Annotated in this window: 16 protein-coding genes; 9 read left to right on the top strand and 7 right to left on the bottom strand. The window is 66.0% G+C overall.

Going from position 1 to position 22,365, the window contains the following annotated elements:
- Window positions 1-112 precede the first annotated feature (112 nt).
- The 3 genes from ACZ9YD_RS00715 to ACZ9YD_RS00705 are packed head-to-tail and all read left to right on the top strand — an operon-like array spanning window position 113 to window position 3,616.
- A complete protein-coding gene (locus ACZ9YD_RS00715; RefSeq protein ID WP_465073217.1) occupies window positions 113-1,612 on the top strand; it encodes an MFS transporter in 1,500 nt (499 codons plus the stop codon).
- Window positions 1,609-2,661 carry a glycoside hydrolase family 43 protein gene (locus tag ACZ9YD_RS00710; protein ID WP_465073216.1) on the top strand — a complete coding sequence of 351 codons (1,053 nt, stop codon included), beginning with the start codon at window positions 1,609-1,611 and terminating at the stop codon, window positions 2,659-2,661. Before ACZ9YD_RS00715 ends, ACZ9YD_RS00710 begins: the two co-directional genes overlap by 4 nt.
- The gene (locus ACZ9YD_RS00705; protein ID WP_465073215.1) at window positions 2,651-3,616 is read left to right on the top strand and encodes an aldose epimerase family protein; all 966 of its coding nucleotides are present in this window, start codon (window positions 2,651-2,653) and stop codon (window positions 3,614-3,616) included. The genes ACZ9YD_RS00710 and ACZ9YD_RS00705 overlap by 11 nt, the downstream gene beginning before the upstream one ends.
- A gap of 142 nt (window positions 3,617-3,758) precedes the next feature.
- On the opposite strand, the gene ACZ9YD_RS00700 is transcribed toward ACZ9YD_RS00705, so the two are convergent.
- Genes ACZ9YD_RS00700 through ACZ9YD_RS00685 form a run of 4 tightly spaced genes read right to left on the bottom strand, consistent with a single transcriptional unit; the run spans window position 3,759 to window position 9,003 of the window.
- Window positions 3,759-4,037 carry a hypothetical protein gene (locus tag ACZ9YD_RS00700; protein WP_465073214.1) on the bottom strand — a complete coding sequence of 93 codons (279 nt, stop codon included), beginning with the start codon at window positions 4,035-4,037 and terminating at the stop codon, window positions 3,759-3,761.
- Window positions 4,027-6,381 carry an FdhF/YdeP family oxidoreductase gene (locus tag ACZ9YD_RS00695; protein WP_465073212.1) on the bottom strand — a complete coding sequence of 785 codons (2,355 nt, stop codon included), beginning with the start codon at window positions 6,379-6,381 and terminating at the stop codon, window positions 4,027-4,029. Before ACZ9YD_RS00695 ends, ACZ9YD_RS00700 begins: the two co-directional genes overlap by 11 nt.
- Complete coding sequence (fdhD, locus tag ACZ9YD_RS00690; RefSeq protein WP_465073211.1) at window positions 6,378-7,265, bottom strand: formate dehydrogenase accessory sulfurtransferase FdhD; 888 nt, start codon at window positions 7,263-7,265, stop codon at window positions 6,378-6,380. The genes ACZ9YD_RS00695 and fdhD overlap by 4 nt, the downstream gene beginning before the upstream one ends.
- A 52-nt stretch (window positions 7,266-7,317) precedes the next feature.
- Window positions 7,318-9,003: an OFA family MFS transporter gene (locus tag ACZ9YD_RS00685; protein ID WP_465073210.1), complete on the bottom strand. Its 1,686-nt coding sequence runs from the start codon at window positions 9,001-9,003 to the stop codon at window positions 7,318-7,320.
- A 205-nt stretch (window positions 9,004-9,208) separates the two neighbouring features.
- Here ACZ9YD_RS00685 and ACZ9YD_RS00680 point away from each other — a divergent pair, with 205 nt between their 5' ends.
- Window positions 9,209-10,285 carry a substrate-binding domain-containing protein gene (locus ACZ9YD_RS00680; RefSeq protein ID WP_465073209.1) on the top strand — a complete coding sequence of 359 codons (1,077 nt, stop codon included), beginning with the start codon at window positions 9,209-9,211 and terminating at the stop codon, window positions 10,283-10,285.
- Window positions 10,286-10,323: 38 nt separating this feature from the next.
- Here ACZ9YD_RS00680 and ACZ9YD_RS00675 read toward each other — a convergent pair whose 3' ends face one another.
- The 3 genes from ACZ9YD_RS00675 to ACZ9YD_RS00665 all read right to left on the bottom strand — a co-directional run bounded on the left by ACZ9YD_RS00675 (window position 10,324) and on the right by ACZ9YD_RS00665 (window position 14,354).
- Window positions 10,324-10,470 carry a hypothetical protein gene (locus ACZ9YD_RS00675; RefSeq protein WP_465073208.1) on the bottom strand — a complete coding sequence of 49 codons (147 nt, stop codon included), beginning with the start codon at window positions 10,468-10,470 and terminating at the stop codon, window positions 10,324-10,326.
- 17 nt (window positions 10,471-10,487) lie between these two features.
- Complete coding sequence (locus ACZ9YD_RS00670) at window positions 10,488-12,152, bottom strand: alpha/beta hydrolase (protein ID WP_465073207.1); 1,665 nt, start codon at window positions 12,150-12,152, stop codon at window positions 10,488-10,490.
- A 390-nt stretch (window positions 12,153-12,542) separates the two neighbouring features.
- Window positions 12,543-14,354 (bottom strand): DUF885 domain-containing protein, encoded by a 1,812-nt coding sequence (locus ACZ9YD_RS00665; RefSeq protein WP_465073206.1) that lies wholly within the window; start codon window positions 14,352-14,354, stop codon window positions 12,543-12,545.
- Between the two features lie 204 nt (window positions 14,355-14,558).
- Here ACZ9YD_RS00665 and ACZ9YD_RS00660 point away from each other — a divergent pair, with 204 nt between their 5' ends.
- From ACZ9YD_RS00660 to ACZ9YD_RS00640, 5 genes are all read left to right on the top strand, one after another.
- Window positions 14,559-16,190, top strand: a complete 1,632-nt coding sequence (locus tag ACZ9YD_RS00660; RefSeq protein ID WP_465073205.1) for a TldD/PmbA family protein — start codon at window positions 14,559-14,561, stop codon at window positions 16,188-16,190.
- A gap of 797 nt (window positions 16,191-16,987) precedes the next feature.
- Window positions 16,988-18,622, top strand: a complete 1,635-nt coding sequence (locus tag ACZ9YD_RS00655) for a TldD/PmbA family protein (protein ID WP_465073204.1) — start codon at window positions 16,988-16,990, stop codon at window positions 18,620-18,622.
- Between the two features lie 12 nt (window positions 18,623-18,634).
- Complete coding sequence (locus ACZ9YD_RS00650; protein WP_465073203.1) at window positions 18,635-19,969, top strand: TldD/PmbA family protein; 1,335 nt, start codon at window positions 18,635-18,637, stop codon at window positions 19,967-19,969.
- A 570-nt stretch (window positions 19,970-20,539) separates the two neighbouring features.
- A complete protein-coding gene (locus tag ACZ9YD_RS00645; protein WP_465073202.1) occupies window positions 20,540-21,238 on the top strand; it encodes a DUF4159 domain-containing protein in 699 nt (232 codons plus the stop codon).
- Between the two features lie 118 nt (window positions 21,239-21,356).
- Window positions 21,357-22,358: an AAA family ATPase gene (locus ACZ9YD_RS00640; protein ID WP_465073201.1), complete on the top strand. Its 1,002-nt coding sequence runs from the start codon at window positions 21,357-21,359 to the stop codon at window positions 22,356-22,358.
- Window positions 22,359-22,365 lie beyond the last annotated feature (7 nt).

Raw genomic sequence — 22,365 nt, 5'->3', positions numbered from 1 at the left:
GGCCCGCCCACGCCGCAGCGGCATGGGCAGCTCGGCCGGATCACCGGTCGCCACGTGCGTCCCGCTGCGTCCGCCTCCGCGGCCGCCGCCCTCCCACGGGTGCCCCTCCGCAATGAACGCCGTCCCCGCCTCACGATCCACCGAAGTCCTGTCCGTCCGCGAGAAACTGGGCTACAGCCTCGGTGATCTTGCCGCCAACCTGATCTTCCAGACGCTGGTCACGTACCTGGCGTTCTTCTACACCGACGTCTACGCGTTGCCCGCAGCCACCGCAGCGACGATCATCGTCGTCGTCGGCCTGCTCGGCGCCTTCGTGTTCACGCCGATCATCGGCCTGCTGGCCGATCGCACCCGCACGCGCTGGGGCAAGTTCCGGCCGTGGATCCTGTGGACGGCGGTGCCGTTCGGCGTGTTGTCGCTGCTTGCCTTCAGCACGCCGGATTTCGGTGAGCGCGGCAAGGTCGTCTATGCGCTGGTCACCTACACCCTGCTGGTGCTGGTGTACGGCGCGAACAATCTGCCGTACGCAGCGCTCAGCGGCGTGCTCACCGGCAACATGGACCAGCGCAACAGCCTGTCCTCGTACCGCTTCGTCGCGGTGATGGTTGCGCAGTTCGTGATCCAGGTGCTGCTGTTGCCGATGGTGCTGATTCTCGGCGACGGTGACCGGGTACGTGGCTTCGAACAGGTGATGACGATCTTCGCCATCGTCGGCACGGTGTTCTTCCTGATCACCTTCTTCACCACGCGCGAGCGCATCGTCCCCACGCAGACGCAGTCTTCGGGCGTGATGCAGGACCTGACCGACCTGTCGCGCAACCGGCCGTGGCTGATCATGCTCGCGCTCACGGTGCTGGTCTTCGTCACCCTGGCGCTGAAGGGCGGCATGACGATCTACTACTTCCAGTACTACCTGGATGGCGCGGCGCTGGCCGCGTTTCTCCAGGGCACCGGCTTCGACGGGTTCATTGCCGGCCTCAATGCCACGTTGACCGGCGCCGGCCTGGCCGGCTTCCAGTGGCCGGAAGACGCGCCCACCTCGGCCTTCAGTCTGTTCAACGCAGGCGGCATCGTCTTCATGATCCTCGGCATCGGCCTGTCGCGGCCGCTGGCCGACCGCTTCGGCAAGCGCGACGTGTTCGGTGGCGCACTGTTCGTGTCCACGCTGTTCGTACTCGCGTTCTACCTGTATCCGCCGGACGCGATCTGGCTGGTGTTCGGCTCGCAGATCCTGCATGGCTTCTTCTACGGCATCACCATTCCGCTGCTGTGGGCGATGATCGCCGACGTCGCCGATTACTCGGAATGGAAGAACCGCCGGCGCGCGACCGCGATCATCTTCTCGGCGATGCTGTGCGGTCTGAAGGTCGGCCTGAGCGTCGGCGGCGCGCTGGTGGCCGGCATCCTCGCGCACTACGGCTACGTGACCGGCGGTGGTGCGCAGTCGGCCCAGGTCGTCGACGGCATCCGGGTGGCGATCAGCCTGGTGTGCTCGACGCCGTTCCTGCTGGCGGTGGTGCTGCTGTTCTTCTACCGCATCGACAAGGCCATGGAATCACGCCTGGAGCGCGAACTTGCCGAGCGCCGTCTGCAGGCGGAGGTGGGCGCATGAGCGCGCATTCCGTGCCGCCCCCGACGGAGACGCAAGGCGATGCCGCGCTGTCGGCCGAGCTGGACACGCTGGCCGGCAAGGCGATCTCGCAACCGCTGGTCACGCACCTCTACACCGCCGATCCGTCGGCGCACGTGTTCGACGGGCGGCTCTACATCTATCCCTCGCACGACATCGATGCAGGCATGCCGTTCGACGACGAGGGCGGGCATTTCGGCATGGTGGATTACCACGTGCTGCGCATGGACTCGCCCGAGGGCGAGGCGGTGGACTGCGGCCTCGCGCTGCATGTCCGCGACGTGCCCTGGGCGAAGCGGCAGATGTGGGCGCCCGATGCCGCGTCTCGCAATGGGCGCTATTACTTCTACTTCCCGGCCAAGGATGCCGACAACGTGTTCCGCATCGGTGTCGCGGTCGGCGACCGGCCGGAAGGCCCGTTCACTGCCCAGCCCGAAGCGATCGCCGGCACGTATTCGATCGACCCTGCGGTCTACGCCGACGACGACGGCACGCATTACCTCTACTTCGGTGGCATCTGGGGTGGGCAGCTGCAGAAGTACCGCGACAACGTGCACGATGCCGCGCACGAGGAACCGCTCGGCGATGCGCCCGCGCTGGGCGCACGGGTGGGACGGTTGCGCGACGACATGCTCGAACTCGATGAGCCGACGCGCGAGGTCGTGGTGCTCGACGCGGACGGGCACCCCTTGCGCGCCGACGACCATGACCGTCGCTTCTTCGAAGGCCCGTGGGTGCACAAGCACGCGGGGCGTTACTACCTCTCGTATTCCACCGGCAACACGCATCTGCTGTGCTACGCCGTGGGCGTCAGTCCGTATGGACCGTTCACCTATCAGGGCGTGATCCTGAAGCCGGTGGTCGGCTGGACCACGCATCACTCGATCGTCGCGTTCGAGGGCCGCTGGTGGCTGTACTACCACGACGCCCTGATGTCCGGCGGCGTGACCCATCTGCGCACGGCCAAGGTCACCGAACTGCACCATGATGCCGACGGGCGGATCCGTACGATTGATCCCTATGGCGGATGAGCCTCCGGACGCCGCGCAGGCGCCGCTCGCACCGGAGCCACTGCTGCACATCGAATGCGGCGCGCTGCAGGTCAGTGTGGCCCCGGTGGCTGGCGGCCGCATCGCGCAGATCGTGCAGGCCGGCCGTCCGCAGCTGATCGGCCCCGACGAGGGCCATCCCGCCACGATCGCCTGGGGCTGCTATCCGATGCTGCCGTGGGCGGGGCGTGTGCGACACGGTCGGTTCCGCTTCGATGGTCAGGACCACCAGCTGGCGCCGAATCTCGGTTCCCATGCGATCCACGGTGTCGGTTTCGCGCTGCCATGGCAGGTGGACCTGCATACGGCGGACTGCATCGCCCTGTCGTTGCAGCTGCCACGCGACGCGCGCTGGCCTTTCGGGGGCGTCGCGCGCCAGACCATCCGGGTCATGCCGCGTTGCCTGCGATTGACCCTGTGCCTGCAAGCAGACGACCACGCGATGCCGGTCGTGATCGGCTGGCATCCCTGGTTCCGCAAGCCCGAGGGTGTCGAGTTCGCACCGACGCGCATGTATCCACGCGATGGCCAAGGCCTTGCGACGCTGCCGCTCCTGCAGCCGGCAGCGCCGCCGTGGGACGACTGTTTCGTCGGCGCCGACGGCGCCGTGATCCATCGCAATGGACAACGCCTGTCGTTGCGATCGGACTGCGACCACTGGGTGGTCTTCGACGAGCCCTCCCATGCGACCTGCATCGAACCGCAGAGTGGTCCGCCGGATGCATTCAATCTTGCGCCGCTGCGACTGGAGGCCGGGGCCGTGATGCGTCGTTGGTTCGAGATGACCTGGGACGGCACACCGCAGGAGACATCGCACGGGGCTATGCGCAGGCATGACCAACCGCGCGCATCGCGTCGCTCGGCAGCCGCCTGCACATCCGAATGCGCGGATCAAGCGGGACGATCAGTCAGCATCGGCGCGGTGGTGAAAATTTGACCGCCTGAAACCGGGCCGCCTGCGCAGCGGGCTGGCGATGCTTATCCACACCTTTGTCATCAGACCATCCACATGCGATGTGGACAACGTGCGCGGAAGTGGTTGGCGCGATGCGGTCAAGCGGCGTCGAAGCCGAACCTGCTCAAACGTGCGCGCTGTCGCCTGGTTCCAGCAGTGACGCCGCGACCGCGCGACCGGAATCAGTCAACTGCGCGAGTGTCCGCCCGCCGTCTTCGACCGTGCGCACCCATCCCGGTCCCTGCGCGTCGCCAATGCGCGCATCGCCCAGGTAGGAGAGGGTCCGCAACAGCACGCTCATGCGGATGCGCAGGCGTTTGCTCAGTCGCGGCAGCGACATGCCGTCCGGCGCTGCCGCCAGTTCGGTCAGCAGCGCCTGCAGCAGGGCTTCGTCAGCGGACAACGGCGGCGGGGATGTCGCGCTGGCGCGGCATGTGCGCGCCGACGTCGGCGACGTGCGGGGTCACGATCACCGGCACCGACTTCGAGGTGGGCGTGCGTGATTCGTCGGCGAAGCTCGACAGCGGGACGAGTGGATTGGTTTCCGGGTAGTACGCCGCCAGACACCCGCGCGGGATGTTGTATTCCACCAGCAGGAAGCGCAGCGCCTGTCGGCGCACGTTGTCCTCGCACAGGCTTTCCAGATCCACCCAGTCGCCGGCTTTCATGTCCAGCGCGGCGATATCGTCCGCGTTCGCGAACAGCACGCGACGCTCGCCGAACACGCCGCGGTAGCGGTCGTCGAGGCCGTAGATCGTGGTGTTGTACTGGTCGTGCGAGCGCGTGGTCGCCAGCGTGAACACCGGTTGCGTGCCGTGCATGCGACGCGCGCGGTGGATCGGATTGTCGGTCGGCACCGGGCAGGCGAAGAACACCGCCTTGCCGGCCGGATTCGCCCACTTGCGATCGCGCGCCGTGTTCGACAGGCGGAAACCGCCGGGCACACGCACGCGGCTGTTGAAGTCCTGGAAGTCCTCGAACGTCATCGCGATCAGGTCGCGAATACGGTCGTAATCCTCGACCACGCCCAGCCAGTCGATCTTCGAGCGCGTGCCGAGCGTGGCATGCGCCAGGCGCGCGACGATCGCCGGTTCCGACAGCAGCGTGTCCGACGCCGGCGGATTGATGCCCGATGACAGGTGCACCATGCTCATCGAATCCTCGACGGTCACGCCCTGTGGGCCGGCGGCCTGGATGTCGATCTCGGTGCGGCCCAGGCACGGCAGGATCAGCGCATCCTTGCCGTGGATCAGATGACTGCGGTTGAGCTTGGTGGTGACGTGTGCGGTCAGTGCGCAGCTGCGCAGGCCGCGCGCGGTCGCGTCCGAATCCGGCGTGGCGATGGCGAAGTTGCCGCCCATGCCGAAGAACACCTGGCCGCGGCCGTCGATCATGGCTTCGATCGCGCCCACGGTATCGAAGCCCTCCTCGCGCGGCGGTTCGAATCCGAACACGTCGCGGATGCGGTCGAGAAACGCGACCGGCGGCTTCTCGTAGATCATCATCGTGCGGTCGCCCTGCACGTTGCTGTGCCCGCGCACCGGGCAGGGGCCTGCACCTTCGCGGCCGATATTGCCGCGCAGCAGCAGCAGGTTCATCAGCACATTGATGGTCGCGACCGAATGCTTGTGCTGGGTGATGCCCATGCCCCAGCACGCGATGACGCGCTTGCATGAGAGATACAGCTCGCCGGCGCGGCGGATCTGCGCCTCGTCGAGGCCGGATTCCTCGATGATCACGTCCCACGGCTCGGCCAGCACGTCCGCTACGAAGTCCTCGAAGCCGGTGGTGTGCTCGGCGATGAACGCCTGGTCGAGCAGCGTGGCGCCACCGTTGCCGGTGACCTCGATGTCGCGTTCCAGCACGTGCTTGATCATGCCCTTCACGGCTGCGAGGTCGCCGCCGATCTTGAGCTGGAAATAGTCCGACGAAATCTTCGTCGAGCTGTACGTCGCCATCTCCAGCTTGTCCTGCGGATCGGCGAAGCGTTCCAGGCCGCGCTCGCGCAGCGGATTGAACGAGACGATCTTCGCGCCGCGCTTGGCGGCCTCGCGTAGTTCGCCGAGCATGCGCGGATGGTTGGTGCCGGGGTTCTGTCCGAAGATGAAGATGCCGTCGGCGTGCTCGAAATCGTGTAACGACACCGTGCCCTTGCCGACGCCGATCTGCTTCTTCAGCGCGGTGCCGGACGACTCGTGACACATGTTCGAGCAGTCGGGGAAATTGTTGGTGCCGTATTCGCGCACGAACAGCTGGTAGAGGAATGCAGCCTCGTTGGACGTGCGCCCCGACGTGTAGAAGATCGCGTTGTCGGGCGAGGGCAGGGCGTTGAGGTGTGTCGCGACGAGGTCCAGTGCTTCGTCCCAGCTCACCGGCACGTAGTGATCGGTCGCGGCGTCGTAGCGCATCGGCGTGGTCAGGCGGCCCTGCTGTTCGAGCCAGTAATCGCTGTATTCGGCGAGCTGCGTGACCGTGTATTTCGCGAACAGCTCGGGACCAGCGCGGAACTTCGTCGCCTCGGCGGCAACGGCCTTGGCGCCGTTTTCGCAGAACTCGAAGGTCGAGGTGTGGTCGCGGTCGGGCCACGCACAGCCGGGGCAGTCGAAGCCGTCGGGCTGGTTGGCCTTGAGCAGGGTCTTCGCGCCGCTGACCGCGATCTTCTGTTCGGTCAGATGCTTGGCCACACTCTTGAGCGCGCCCCAGCCACCGGCGGGACCGTCGTATTTGCGGATCGTGTCGTTGCTCATGGGGCAAGGCTCCTGCCTGTGCGCGCGACGGCCGGCGATGGCGCCGGGGGAGGCAGCAGCCGCTGCGCGTGGGTGTACACGGCATGCCCGTCGTCGCGGGCGAAACCGATCAGGGTGAGATGGGCGCGCTCGGCCAGGGAAATCGCCAAGGCCGTGGGCGCGGAAATGGCCGCCATCAGTGCGATGCCGACGCTCGCGGCCTTCATCGCCATTTCGTAGCTGGCGCGGCTGGTGACGACGAGAAAGCCGTCGCCGGGATCGAAGTCGGTTGCGTGCAGCGCGCCAATCAGCTTGTCGAGCGCGTTGTGGCGACCGACATCCTCCCGTGCGAGGTGCAGCGTGCCGTCGAGCGACGCCCAGCCAGCCGCATGCGTGGCGCCGGTGAGCGCGGCGATGGATTGCGCCTCTCGCAACGCACGCAAGGCGCGACTGAGAGATTCGGGTGACACGCGCACATCGGTCGTGACCGGCGGCGGATAGCGCAACGCCGCTTCGAGCAGTTCGCTGCCGCAGACGCCGCAGCCACTGCGTCCGCTCATGCTGCGGCGACGCAGGGCCAGGGCTTCGGCGCGCGCGTCGGGAATCCGCAGGCGGATCTCGATGCCTTCGATGAAATGCTGGATGCCTTCGATGGCCACATCGCCCGGCGCATCGACGATGCCTTCGCTGATCGCGAAACCGCGCGCGAAATCTTCGAGATCGGCAGGCGTTGCCATCATCACTGCGAACGGCACGTCGTTGTAGACGAAGGCCACCGGCACTTCTTCGGCCACGTGGTCGTTGACCTGACGCACCGCGCCGTCGCGCCAGCGTTCGACCGGACGGCGCACCGCGCCGGCCGTCGTGTCGCTCTGAAGAAGATCTGTGTCGGGGGAACGTGTCATGTCGGGAGGGTACCGGCGACCGCGTGAGCGGCCGCCGGTCCTTGGCCAGGCCTCAGGCGAACAGCACCAGGGCTTTTTCCAGCGTTTTCCAGATGCCGAAGGCGAGCGGAATGCCGACTGCGGCCCAGCAGAACGCGACCAGTGCCGGGTTGCCACCCGCGCCGATGCGATCCATTTCGTCCTGCGAGATCAGCGACTTGCCGCTGGCATCGACCTTCTCGTGCGCCAGCTGCTTCTCGTGCGCCAGTTCTTCCGGCGACATGAAGTACTTCGGATTGACCGGGCGCACCAGCAGGTTGCAGATCAAGCCCAGGACCAGCATGCCGGCGAGGATGTACATCGTGGTGTTGTAGACCTGCGACGGCGGCATGCCGAGGCTCAGCTGATGCTCGCGCATGTAGCCGATCACCAGCGGGCCGAGGATGCCGGCGGTCGCCCATGCGGTCAGCAGGCGGCCGTGGATCGCGCCGACGTGCTGGGTGCCGAACAGGTCGGCGAGATACGCCGGCACGGTGGCGAAGCCGCCGCCATACATCGACAGGATCACGCAGAAGGCCGCGACGAACAGTGCGATCGAACCCGCATTGCCGAGCGTCGGCGCCGATGCGTACAGCGCGATGCCGAGCACGAAGAAGATCGAGTAGGTGACCTTGCGGCCGAACTTGTCCGACATCGAGGCCCAGAAGAACCGGCCGATGATGTTGGCCAGGCTCAGCATGCCGACGAAGCCCGCGGCGATCGCGGCGATGGCCGACAGCTGCTCGGTGCTCAGATCACCGAAGCCGACATCCAGACCGATCAGACGGCCACCGAACATCTCCTGCAGCATCGGCGAGGCCAGACCCAGCACGCCGATACCGGCCGACACGTTGAGGCACAGCACACCCCAGACGAGCCAGAACTGCGGGATGCCCCAGACGCGCTTCACGTGCACGTGGCCCTGGGTAATCATCGCGTTGTCCTTCGCCGGCGGCGGCGTCCAGCCCTTCGGCTTCCAGCCGGTCGGCGGCACGCGATAGCCGAACGCGCCGGCCATCATGAAGACGAAGTAGGCCGCGGCCATCACCAGGAAGGTTTCCTTCACGCCGACCGAGGTCGGGGTCGCGAAGTGGCGCATCAGCATGTCGGCCAGCGGGCTGCCGATCAGCGCACCGCCGCCGAAGCCCATGATCGCCATGCCGGTCGCCATGCCGCGGCGGTCCGGGAACCACTTGATCAGCGTCGACACCGGCGAGATGTAGCCCAGGCCCAGACCGATACCGCCGATCACGCCCGAACCCAGCCACAGCATCCAGATCTGGTGCAGATGCACGCCGAGCGCGGAGATCAGCAGGCCGCCGCACCAGCACAGCGCGGCGACGAAGCCGGCCTTGCGCGGGCCTACACGTTCCAGCCAGCCGCCCCAGATCGCCGCCGAGCAACCCAGCAACACGAAGAACAGCGTGTACATCCACTGCAGCTCGCTGATGTTCCAGTCGCAGCTGGCCGAGGTGATGCGGGCGAAGAAGCCCATGTCGGCGCCGCAGGCGATGGCGGCATCGATGCCGACCGCCTTCGACAGCGGCAGCCAGAACACGCTGAAGCCGTAGGCCATGCCGATGCACAGATGGATCGCCAGCGCCGCGGGCGGGACCAGCCAGCGGTTGAAACCGGGCTTGGCGATGATGCGTTCTTTCGAGAGCAGGCTGCCTTCGCGGGCGCTGCTGGCGGGATGTGTCGTTGCGGAACTGGTGGCCATGAATCCTCCCCGGGTCGATGTGCCGATTTCTGACCTTGCCGCGCACGTATGTTCTTGGATACATATTGGCTGCGACAAATCGCCGCAACGGTACCGCTGCACGGCTTGTATCGCCAGCTCCAATGGTCGAACATCCGGCTTTCAATAACATATTAAACCTGCGGCCGATGCGCGCTGCGCTGCAGCAGGCTTCGGGGAGAGACGCATGTACAAGGTCCGCATCCAGCCACGCTGGGAACTGGAAAGCGCGGCCGGGGCCAAGCTGCCCTCGCACCTGGTCGAACTGCTGATCGCGGTCCGCGGGACTGGTTCGCTAGCGGCTGCGGCGCGCAAGGTCGGGCTGTCCTACCGCTACGCATGGGGTCAACTGCAGGACGCGCGCGAAGTCTTCGGCCAGCCGCTGCTACGCATGACCCGCGGCCGCGGCGCGCGGCTGACCCCGATCGGCGAGCGCCTGGTCTGGGCCGACAACCGCATTGCCGCGCGTCTGTCGCCGATGCTCGACAGCCTGGCCACGGAGCTCGAGGCCGAGCTCGAGCGCGCCGTCAGCGCGCACGCCACGCCGCTGCGCATCCATGCCTCACACGGCTTCGGCGTGGAAACGCTGCGGCGCACGATGGCCGAGGCCGATCTTGCGCTGGATCTCAAATACCGCAGTCCGGACGATGCGCTGGTCGCACTGCGCAGCGGTGCCTGCGATATCGCCGGTCTGCATCTGCCGATCGGCGAGCTGGAACCGGCGCTGTTCGCGCACTACCGCGACCGCCTCGACCTTGACGCCGACCGAGTGATCCATCTGGCCATGCGCCGGCAGGGCCTGGTCCTCGCGCCGGGCAATCCGCGCGGCATCGAGACGCTGCAGGATCTCGAACGACCCGACATCCGCATGATCCACCGCCAGCCCGGCTCGGGCACGCGCCTGCTGCTCGAAGCGATGCTCGCGCGCCATGGCATCGCCTTCGAAAGCATCCGCGCCTGCGACGTCGAGGAACTCACGCACGCCGCAGTGTCGGCCTATGTCGCCAGCGGCCTCGCCGATGTCGGCTTCGCCCTAGAGCCGCCGGCGCGCAAGTACGGACTGGATTTCTTCCCGCTGATCACCGAGCACTATTTCTTCCTGTGCCACAACGACGTGCTCGAGTCCGGGCGTCTGACCGAACTGCTGACGTTGCTGTGCAGTGATGGGTTCCGGCGCGACTTGGGGATGCTGCCGGGGTACGACCCGAGTTACTGCGGCAAGGTGCAGACGTTGCCGGAAGCGTTCGAGGCGGCGCGGGGGTAGGGCGGTGCCGGTAATCGAGCACCCGTCAGCAAGGGAACTCAAAGATGGGCCACAGCGTGCGCTGGGGCGACGGCGATCCGGATTCCGCCGTCATCCCGGCGAAAGCCGGGATCCATTTTGATTCTGGTCTTCGGGATGAAAATCAGAATGGCCCCCGCCTGCGCTGGGGCGACGATCGAAAGCATGCAGGCAACCGGAACGCCTACAACCCCTCGGCCGCCAGTTTCGCCTTCAACGCGGCCACCGAATCCGCATCCCACTCCGCCCCCGTCGTCGCGATCCATGCATCGACGTAATCCTCCGCCGCGAACACATGCCCGTATCCGGTCGGCGTCGAGGTCGCGACCGCCATGTCCATGCCGAGCTGCAGGAATGTCACCAGCGGAAACCAGTGCAATGAGTCGGAGACGTCCTCGGCGCGTGGCCCGGACAGCCATGCAGGCCGGCGCAACGCCGAGCCGGCCTCGAAGAACGTGATCGGATCGCTCGGATACTGCAGATACACGATGCGCGTGCCGCCCCATGCCGCGTCGCCTGCGGGCGCGCCGTCCTGGGTCATGAAGCGGACGACCGAGCCGTCCCCGTAGCGCGGTCGCCACGCAGGTGTTTGCGGATCGCGCCCGAGCGTGGCGTGACGCCAGGTGCGGCTCGGAAACGGCGGGCCAGCCCACAGCGCGCCATCGAACGGTTCGCCGATGATGTCGAACAGATCGACCGACAGATCGGAGTTCAGCGCGCCGAGGCTCAGGCCGTGCAGATACAGGCGTGGACGCTGATCGCGCGGTAGCGTGCGCCAGTGGCCGTGCACGGCGGCGAACAATGCGCGCGCCGAATCCGCGCCGTAGGTCGGGTCGACCATCAACGCCAGCCAACTGGCGAGATACGAGTACTGCATCGAGACCGTGGCGACATCGCCGCGCTGCAGATACTCCATCGCTTTCTGGCTCGCGGGATCAAGCCAGCCGGTGCCGGTCGGCGTGTTGATCACCAGCGTCGAACGCTCGAACGCGCCGACGCGGATCATCTCCGCCAGTGCGAGTTCCGCGCGCGCCCGGATGTCCGGCGCGGAATTGAGGCCGACGTAGATGCGCAACGGCTCCTGCGCAGGCTGGCCGGTCAGCGCTTCGATCTCGGCCTGCGTCGGGCCGGCGGCGACCGCGGCACGGCCCATGCGACCGAGGCCGGACCACCCGAGCAGTGACACTTCGCTGCCCGTCTTCAATGGATCGGACGGCGGATCGAGCGCGGTATCCACCAAGGAATCGAGTTGCCGGTACGACGAATCCAGCGCACGCAGGCCGGCTTCGAACACGACGCCGTTGCCGATCGACCAGAACAGCAGGCCGGCGAGCGCGACGCTGATGATCAGCGACACGCGCCGCGGCAGATGCCGGCCCAGACGCTGCGACAGCACGTACACCACGCCGCCGAACAACCGCCCGAGCAGCAGGAGCACCAGTGCGACGCCGGCTGCCACCAGTCCAACGAACACCGGTCGTGCACTCGCGACCGCCTCCATGCCCATGCGCGCGCGGATGTCGTTCTGCCAGCCGGACGCCTGCGCGAGGAACACGATCACCATCAACGCGCATACGACGACCGCGAGCCCAGTCGCGACACGCCCAATCGCCAGATCGCGCAGACGCGGCAGACCGAGAAAGATCCACAGCCAGCGCATCAGCACACCAATGCCATAGCCAGCCGCGAATGCGATGCCCGACAGCACGCCCTGCAGCAGCGCGTCGCGCGGAATCAGGCTGGGTGTCAGCGACGCCGCGACGCACAGCGTCCCGAGCCACAGGCCCATGCTGCACAGCGGATCGAGCAGGCGCGCGGCGGCGTGGCGGAGTGAGGCGCGTGTGGGCATGCGGCGATGATATCGCGGGTGCTTTTACGACTTGAAAAGCATTCATGCCAACAACGGCATAGGGCGCGAGACAGTTTCCTGCTGCCCCTCAAGAGTCAGCGAATCTTCCGACCCCGTCATCCCAGCGGCTTTCAACAGACGCATGTCTGGTCAAGCTGGGATCCATTTTGATTTTGCTGTCGTTGCAGAGAAATCAAAATGGGCCCCAGCGTCCGCTGGGGCGACGGTCCTAGAGTTCGTTGGACAGGCGCTAGATTGCATTGATTGCGGCGCCGCAAATGCGGATTTCATCGATCGTCCGTGTCACCGAGTTCCAGGCGAAAAGTCGCTGGGCCCCGGCCTGCGCCGGGGCGACGTCACCTTGCAACCAACGGATCGAAAACCAGTCGCTTACTCGATCGCCTCGTCCAGCATCAGCTGACGTGCGAAGCGCACCGGCGGGGCACCCTGGGCGAGCATGTCGTCGTGGTACTGCTTGAGGTTGAACGCCTCGCCGGCCTTGGCTTCGGCCGCCTTGCGTGCGTCGAAATGCTCCTGCGCGCCGACGAAATACGTGGCGAGCTGGGTCGACGACAGCTGCGCGCGGATCCACTTGCCTTCGGCTTCGCTGGTCTGCTGGAAGGTCTGGCGGACCATCAGGTCCATTGCCTGTTCCTTGGTCCAATTGTCGACGTGGATGCCCTGGTCGAGGATCGCGTTGGCCACTGCGCGCGCGTAGAACTTCAGCTGCATCAGGCGGAACAGCGGATCGTTGTCGGCGTAGCCGGCGTCGGCCATCATCCGCTCGGTGTAGACCGCCCAGCCTTCGGCGAACGGACCCGAGCGGAACACCGCGCGCAGCGTCGACGGGTGGTTCACCGAATGCGCGCCTTCGAGGTAATGACCGGGCATCGCTTCGTGGATCGTCAGCACGTGGATCATGTGCTTGTTGTATTCGCGCAGGAACGAATCGACCTGGCCATCGTCCCAGTCGTCCGGGATCGGCGAGATCGCGTAGTAGGTGTCCAGACCCTTGTCGAGCGGGCCGGGCGAATCGCAGTAGGCGACCGCGACGCCGCGCTGGAATTCCGGCATCAGGATGATCTTCACCGGATCGTCGGGCACGGTCACCAGATCGTGCTGGCGGGTGAATTCGGTCGCAACGTCCAGCGTGTGCTTGGCGAAATCGACGACTTCATTGCGGCCCGGCTTGTCGGCGTAGGCGACTTCCATCGCCGCTTCGATCGCGGTCTGGCGCTGGTCCTCGCTCGGCTGCGCCGGCGTCTCCGGTGCGCCTTCGCGATCCTTGAGCACGGCCTGGGCGACGACGTACATCTCGTCGCGGATGCGCACCAGTTCGGCTTCGGCGCGCTGACGGATGTCCTGGCGGCTGAGCGAGGAATTGAGCGCGAACTTGAGCTTCTGGTCGTAGATCTCGGCGCCGACGCGGAACTCGCCCTTGGCGTTCGGCACCAGCGTGCCGTCGAGCCAGGTCTGGTGTTCGTCGACCGCGGCGCGCAGCGTCTCCACCGCGGCATCGAGACGCGTGCGGTCCTCGCCCTGCAGCTGGTCGGCGTTGGGCGTGATGAAGGTGTCGATCAGCGACAGCACGCCCTTGTTCTGCGCGGCGACGGTGCGCGCGTGTGTGGCGGGCACGCGCGCCGGGTCGAGGTTCGCGCGCGCTTGGGCGAGGATCGCCGGGATCTTCTCCATGCGCGCAGTCGCCGACTTCAGGCGCTCGGGCATCGGTGCGAACTCGCGCGCCATCAGGTTGTAGATCGCGCCACCGGCCAGGCCGCTGTACATCTGCGGATCCCAAGCCCAGCTCTGCAGCGTCTCGGTATCCCAGATGCCGTACTCGAGGGTGTTCTTCAGGATCAGCGCATCGACGTGGTTGTCGCGCGAGAGCTGGGCGAAATCGATCGCCTCGAGTTCGGTCAGGTAACGGCGGTTGAAATCGAGCGCCGCCTGGCGGCCGGCCGCGGAGAGATCGTCGACCTCCGAATCGAAGCGGTGGTCACCGATCTGCGTGGCCGAGATCGGCGAGAACTTCATGCCTTCGTCGAGATAGCGCTTCGACAGTTCGGCGAACGCAGCGTCGGCCTGCGACGGTGCAGTGGCAGCGGGCGCGTCCTGCGCGGTGGCGGGCGTGGTCGGCGCCTCACGATTGCAGCCGGCGAGGGCGGCGGTGAGCACGGCGACAGCGAGCAGGGAACGACGCATGCGGCGGATTTCCGGAAGTTGGACAGCGCGCAAGCATAGAGGCGCGTCGGCAGCCCTGCATGTGCCGATGGTGGCGGAACGCGGGTTCAACTGCGCACCTGTGCGGAGTGGTTCCGCACGCATGCGGATGGCGCCTGATTTGACGCATGCACCTCGCGCACGAAGAATCGGACGGTGTGCGGCCATCGCCGCGGGGAGAGTGGAATGCGGCGTCGTGACTTCATGGCCTACGGTGGAATCGGGCTCGGCAGCCTGTTGTTGCCCGGCGGCATCGGCCGCGCGATCGCAGCCGAAGACCTCATCAGCGCCCTCGATCCGGCGCTGAAGAAGCGGCTCGCTGATGTGGCGTTGCAGGCGTCGCGCGATGGCGGCGGCAGCTATTGCGACGTGCGCATCGGACGCTATCTGCGCCAGTACGTGATGACCCGCGAGACGCGCGTGGAGAACGTGGTCAACGAGGAATCGACCGGCGTCGGCATCCGCGTGATCGCAAATGGTGCGTGGGGGTTCGCGGCGACGCGATCGCTCGATCCCGACGGCATCGCCGAAGCCACACGGCAGGCGCTGGCGATCGCCAAGGCCAATGCACGCATCCAGACCGAGCCGGTGCAGCTGGCCCCGGTGCGCGGCGTGGGTGAGGCGTCGTGGGCGACGCCGGTGCGCCGCAACGGCATGGCGGTGCCGTTGGAAGAAAAGGTCGCGTTGCTGATGGACGTCAACGCGGCTGCCACGGCCGAAGGCGCGGATTTCGTGAGTTCGCGATTGTTTCTGGTCAACGAGCAGAAGTACTTCGCCAGCACCGACGGTTCCTACATCGACCAGGACGTGCACCGAATCTGGGCGCCGTTCACCGTCACCGCCGTCGACAAGGCCAGTGGCAAGTTCCGCACTCGTGATGGCCTGTCGGCGCCGATGGGTCTGGGCTACGAATACCTCTCGCCCGATCCCGCGCAGCGCTTCGAACTGCCGGGCGGCGTGATCGCCTACGGGCAGGCCTACGACATGCGCGCCGATGCCGCAGCCGCGGCGCGTCAGGCGCGCGAGAAGCTGTCGGCGCCGTCGGTGCAGCCGGGCCGCTATGACCTCGTGCTCGATCCCTCTAACCTGTTCCTGACCATCCACGAGAACGTCGGCCACCCGCTCGAACTCGACCGCGTACTCGGCTACGAGGCCAACTACGCCGGTACCAGTTTTGCCACGCTCGACAAGCGCGATGAGGGCTACCGCTGGGGCAGCGACATCGTCAATTTCTTCGCCGACAAGACCCAGCCGGGCAGTCTCGGCGCGGTCGGTTTCGACGACGAAGGCGTGCAGTGCAAGCGCTGGGATCTGGTCAAGGACGGCATCCTCGTCGACTACCAGACCACGCGCGACCAGGCCCACATCCTCGGCAAGACCGAGTCGGACGGCTGCAGTTATGCCGATGCGTGGTCGAGCGTGCAGTTCCAGCGCATGCCCAACGTCTCGCTGGCGCCGGGCAGGACGCCGCTGACGGTCAAGGAGATGATCGCCGGCGTCGAACGCGGTCTCTACATCCACGGCCGCGGCTCGTATTCGATCGACCAGCAGCGCTACAACGCGCAATTCGGTGGGCAGCTGTACTACGAGATCAGGAACGGCGAAATCGCCGGCATGGTCGAGGACGCGGCCTACCAGATCCGCACGCCGGAATTCTGGAACGCCTGCTCGGCCATCTGCGATGAACGCGATTTCCGTCTCGGCGGCTCGTTCTTCGACGGCAAGGGCCAGCCGAGCCAGGTCTCGGCGGTGTCGCACGGATCGGCGACGACGCGCTTCGACGGAATCAACATCATCAATACAGCGCGGAACCTGTAGCGATATCTCTAGTCTGTTTGCCAATGCTCTGGCGCAATGCGGCTTGAAGGTCACTTTTGATGCATAAGAGCAAAAGTTTTTGCTTCGCAATTAGGGTAGCCGCTGTGTCGTGGCTTCTCCGACCTAAGCGCACAGGTCATCGCCTGCAACTGCGCACCTGTGCAGGCAGGGCGATGCTCGGACTCTGCGCTATGACGCTGTTTCTGGGCAGTTGTTCCCGGGTGGACGACAGGACACAGCACGCTGCTGTGTCCCGAGAAGGGGTCTTGGACGATTGCACGAGCGTGTGCGCGGTCAGCTTCATGGAGCTCGTCGCTAGGAAGGCGGACTACGACGGACACCTGATCACCATCTCGGGCTATCTGGTCAGTGACGATACCGGGTACTGGATCTACGCGTCCGAGGAGCAATTTGTTGCACGGGTAGGGCGAAGAGACGCGTTGCTCCTCGAGCCATCGAGCGATGATTTCTATCTAAATCATGAGTGCTTGAGCAGTGGCTATGTCCATGCACAGGGAAGATTCGCTGCGAGCCATCGTTCCGATCGAACTATGAGTCTCGGCCGATTGGGCGAGACCACGCTGCGCGGAGTAACCCGGCACGGCGAGCCCTTTCCGCCTGGCGATGCCTGTTAAGGTGGGGCCAAAACTGACCTCGCATCATCCGCGCGTGCCGAAAGTCATTTGACGCTGCGTGCAGATCGCATCAAGAATCGGGGTGGCTCCGCAGCACGCGATGCCGCCACTGCCAATCCGCCCGCGGCCACCTGTCGCAGGCACGTTCTCCGGAGAGCTCCCTTGCATAGACGCGACTTCCTCGCCCTCGCTGGTGTCGGCGCGGGCGGACTGATGCTGCCTGCCGTCTTCGGCCGGGTCATCGCCGCCGAGCAGCTGGTGTCCACGCTCGACATCGGTTTCAAAAAGCGGCTCGCCGATGCCGGCCTCAATGCCGCGACGTCCGCGGGCGCCACCTACTGCGATGTCCGCGTCGGCCGCTATCTGCGCCAGTTCGTGATGACACGCGAGGACAAGGTGCAGAACGTCGTCAGCACCGAATCGATCGGTGTCGGCGTGCGCGTGATCGCCGGCGGCGCCTGGGGCTTCGCGGCGACCAATACGCTGACCGAGCAGGGCGTGGCCGAAGCCGCACGTCAGGCGACGGCGATCGCGATGGCGAATTCGAAGGTGCAGACCGCGCCCGTGCAGCTCGCGCCGGTCAAGGGTGTGGGCGAGGCCTCGTGGCGCACGCCGATCACCAAGAACGCCATGGAAGTGCCGGTGGCCGAGAAGGTGGAACTGCTGCTGGGCGTCAACGCCGCGGCTATGGGTGCGGGCGCGAGCTTCGTCAATTCCACGCTGTTCCTGGTCAACGAGCAGAAGTACTTCGCCAGCACCGACGGCTCCTACATCGATCAGGACGTGCACCGCATCTGGGCACCAATGACAGTGACTGCGATCGACAAGGCCAGCGGCAAATTCCGCACGCGCGAAGGCCTGTCCGCACCGATGGGCATGGGCTACGAATATCTGGATGGCGCGGCGTCGGGCAAGATCGTCTCGCCCAACGGCATCGTCAACTACGGCAAGTCCTACGACATGCGTGAGGACGCGATCGCCGCGGCCCGCCAGGCGCAGGAAAAGCTCAAGGCGCCGTCGGTCAAGCCGGGTCGCTACGATCTCGTACTCGACCCGTCGCATACCTGGCTCACGATCCACGAAGCCATCGGCCATCCGCTCGAACTCGACCGCGTGCTCGGCTACGAAGCCAACTACGCCGGCACCAGCTTCGCCACGCTCGACAAGCGCGAGCAGCGCTTCCAGTACGGCAGCGACATCGTCACCGTATTCGCCGACAAGACCCAGGCAGGCAGCCTCGGCGCCGTGGGCTTTGATGACGAAGGCGTGGCGACGAAGCGCTGGAACATGATCACCGACGGCAAGCTGGTCGATTACCAGGCAATCCGCGACCAGGCCCACATCCTCGGCAAGACCGAATCCGATGGCTGCTGCTACGCCGATTCGTGGTCGAGCGTGCAGTTCCAGCGCATGCCCAACGTCTCGCTGGCGCCGGGCAAGGCCAAGCTGAGCGTTGCGGACATGATCAAGGATGTCCAGAACGGCATCTACATCATCGGCGACGGTTCGTTCTCGATCGACCAGCAGCGCTACAACGCGCAGTTCGGCGGGCAGCTGTTCTACGAGATCAAGGACGGTGCGATCACCGGCATGATCGAGGACGTGGCCTACCAGATCCGCACCCCGGAGTTCTGGAACGCCTGCACCGCGATCTGCGACGAAAGCGATTACCGCCTCGGCGGTTCGTTCTTCGACGGCAAGGGCCAGCCGAGCCAGGTGTCGGCCGTGTCGCACGGTTCGTCCACCGCCCGTTTCGACGGTATCAACGTGATCAACACCGCGCGTTCGCTCGGCTAAGGAGACTCCCACATGACCATCTTCACCGAAGCCCAGGCGCGCGAGATCCTCGAAAAGACCGTCGCCCTGTCCACCGCCGACGAATGCACGGCCACGCTGTCCGGCTCCGTCGACGGCAACATCCGCTTCGCACTCAACAATGTCTCCACCAGCGGCATCGTCAGCAATGCCGAACTCGCGGTGCAGGTCGCGTTCGGCAAGCGCGTCGGCACCGCCAGCATCAACGCCTTCGACGAGGCCTCGTTGCGCAGTGTGGTCAAGCGCGCCGAAGACCTCGCGCGTCTGGCGCCGGAGAATCCGGAATTCCTGCCGGCGATCGGCAAGCAGGAATATCGCCCCAGCCCGACCTTCAGCGAATCGACGGCCGCGATCACGCCGGAATTCCGCGCACAGGTCGCGGCCGGTTCGATCACCCCGTGTCGCGCCGAGCAACTGATCGCCGCAGGCTTCCTCGATGACGGCAAGAATTTCGTCGCCTTCGCCAACAGCAACGGCAACTTCGGTTACCAGCAGGCGACGAACTTCAACTACACCTGCACCGTGCGCACCGAAGACGGACGCGGCTCGGGCTGGGTGGGCCGCAATCTCAAGGACGCCAGCGCGTTCGACGCCGGCCGCGACGTGCGCGTGGCGATGCGCAAGGCCAGCGATTCGGCCGAGGCCAAGGCCTTGGAGCCGGGCAAGTACACGGTGATCCTGGAGCCGGCCGCAGCCGCGGGCCTGATCAGCTTCATGATGCGCTTCTTCGATGCACGCACCGCCGATGAAGGCCGCAGCTTCCTGTCCAAGCGCGGCGGCGGCAACAAGCTCGGCGAACAGGTCTACGACCCGCGCGTGAACATCGTCGCCGACCCGTGGCACCCGGAAGCGGCGGTGATGCCGTGGGACGGCGAGGGTCTGCCGCGCGAGAAGATGCCGATCATCGAGAACGGCAAGATCGCCAACCTCGACTACTCGCGCTTCTGGGCGCAGCAGCAGGGCAAGCGCGCCGTCGGTCGTCCGGGCAACCTGCTGATGTCGGGCGGCGAGGGCACGACCGCCGATCTGATCCGCGGCACCGATCGCGGCATCCTGGTCACGCGCACCTGGTACATCCGCATGGTCGATCCGCAGACCGTGCTGTTGACCGGCCTGACCCGCGACGGCACGTTCTACATCGAGAACGGCGAGATCAAGCATCCGGTCAAGAACTTCCGCTTCAACGAGTCGCCGGTGATCATGCTTAACAACATCGACGAACTGGGTCGCCCGGTGCGGGTGGGTGGCGACGAGTCGTCGATGGTGATGATGCTGCCGCCGATGCGGCTCAGGGATTTCACGTTTACGTCGTTGTCGGATGCGGTCTGAGGCATTCGGTTCGCGGTTCTGCGTTCGTCGTGGAAAGTGCTCGCTTTCCGCGACGCGCGCGATGCAGATCGCAAACCCGGAGGGCGGCGTGCATGGATGCCCGCCGTTTTTCGACCGAGCCAGGATGGCGAGTCGAAAAATTCCGGAACAAGTGACATGCCGGGTGAGGTCCGTCGGGGAGGCCGTTTTCTTTGGTTCCGTTTCTTTTGGGCCAGCAAAAGAAATGAACCCGCTCGCCGCAAGGCGAGTGGAAGCTTTGGACTCTGCTCGTCTCGCCGAAGGCGCCGATAGAGGCGAGGATCAAACGCTTTCGTCCGCTGACGCGGCCGAGTTCATTTCTTTTGGTAGACGCCAAAAGAAACGGAACCAAAGAAAAACGTCTCCCCGAGGAAGCAAATCCGGTGAGTCCCTCGTTCCGGGATTTTTCGACTCGCCATCCATGGCTCGGTCGAAAAACGCCGCACATCCATGTGCGGCGCCCTGCGGGTCTGCGTTCTGCATTGGCCATTCACTGCAAAGCCAAAGCCAAAGCCAAAGCCAATACCCCGGCACCGCGGAGGCATGCGCGCGATGAATCGCCGTCAGTCTTTGCGATTGCTGCTCGCCAGCGCCGCAACGCTCGCGCTGCCGCACGTCGCGGCCCAATCGGCCCGCTACGACTTTTGGTTCACTCGCCTGCGCTACGAGTCAGGCGACTGGGACGTCGATGCGCGGATGCCGTCCAACGTCATCACCTCGCTGATCGACTACACCGGCCTGCGGGTCGATCCCGAGGAGCGCGTCGTCGCGCTGTCGGATCCCAAGATGCTGGCCTCGCCCTTCTGCTACATGGCCGGGCACAAGCTGGTCGAGTTCAGTCCGGCCGAGCGGCGCAACTTCGAGCGCTACGTGCGCGGCGGTGGCTTCGTGTTCGTCGATGACTGCAATCACGACATCGACGGCCTGTTCGCCAAATCGTTCGAGGCGCAGATGGCGGCGATCTTCGGGGCGTCGACCATGCGGAAGCTGCCGAACAATCATGCGCTCTACCGCAGTTTCTTCCAGTTCCCAGACGGTCCGCCGGCAACGAGTTTCGAGCTCAACGGCTGGGGCGACGATCTGGTGCACGACTATCTGAAGGGCATCACGATCGACGGACGCCTGGCCGTGCTCTACAGCAACAAGGATTACGGCTGCGAGTGGGACTACGACTGGCGCAACAAGCGTTTCCTGGCCGAGGACAACACGAAGTTCGCGGTCAACATCGTCATGTATGCCTTGAGCGCATGACCACTAGCCTGCCTGTAGGAGCGGCGCTTGTGCTCGCATCCCCTTTTCGGGGACGCGCGATGGCGCTCTACCGGGACAGCCTGATCGCGCGCGAGCGCGCTCCTACAGGAATTTCTGCATGACCCACACCGCTCCCACCGAAGCCGACCTGCAGGCCCGTCTCGCCGAGCTCGATGCCTTACGTGCCGCGATCGGCCGCGCGGTCGTCGGGCAGGCCAATGTGGTCGAGCAACTGCTGGTCGCGCTGCTTGCGGGTGGTCACGTGCTGCTCGAAGGCGTGCCCGGTCTCGGCAAGACGCTGCTGGTGCGCACGCTGGGACAGGCGCTCGATCTCGGCTTCCGGCGCGTGCAGTTCACGCCCGACCTGATGCCCAGCGATCTGCTCGGCACCGAACTGCTCGAGGAAGATCACGGTACCGGCAAGCGCCACTTCCGGTTCCAGGAAGGCCCGGTGTTCACCCAGCTGCTGCTGGCCGACGAGCTCAACCGCACGCCGCCCAAGACCCAGGCCGCGTTGCTGGAAGCGATGGCCGAGCACACCGTCAGCCATGCCGGTGTCACCCGCGCGTTGCCGCGGCCGTTCTTCGTGCTGGCCACGCAGAATCCGATCGAACAGGCCGGCACCTATCCCTTGCCCGAAGCGCAGCTCGACCGCTTCCTGCTGCACGTCGCGCTCGGCTATCCCGATGCGGACGAAGAGCAGGCGATCCTCGCGCGCACCACCGGGACGGCCGAAGCCGAGGTGCCGCGCGTCATGGGCGCCGACGCCGTGCTCGCGCTGCAGGCGCTGGTGCGCCAGGTGCACGTGAGCGAGGACCTGCTGGCGTGGATCACCGCGCTGGTGCGCGCGACGCGGCCGGGCGAGGGCGCTCCGGATGTCGTGCGCGAGTACGTGCGCTGGGGCGCGGGTCCGCGCGCCGGGCAGTCGCTGGTGCTCGCGGCGAAGGCGCGCGCGCTGCTGCAGGGCCGGCTCGCGGCAACGCGCGAGGATGTCGCAGCCTTGCTCGCGCCCGTGCTGCGCCATCGTCTGGTGCTGTCGTTCGCGGCAGAAGCCGCGCAGATCGATGCCGACGCGGTGATTGCCGGCCTGCTGCGCGCCTTGCCCGCGCCGGCGCGCTGATCCCCGC

The sequence above is a fragment of the Luteimonas sp. AC640a genome, from assembly GCF_979256585.1.
This window is presented reverse-complemented; position numbering and strand designations above follow the sequence as displayed.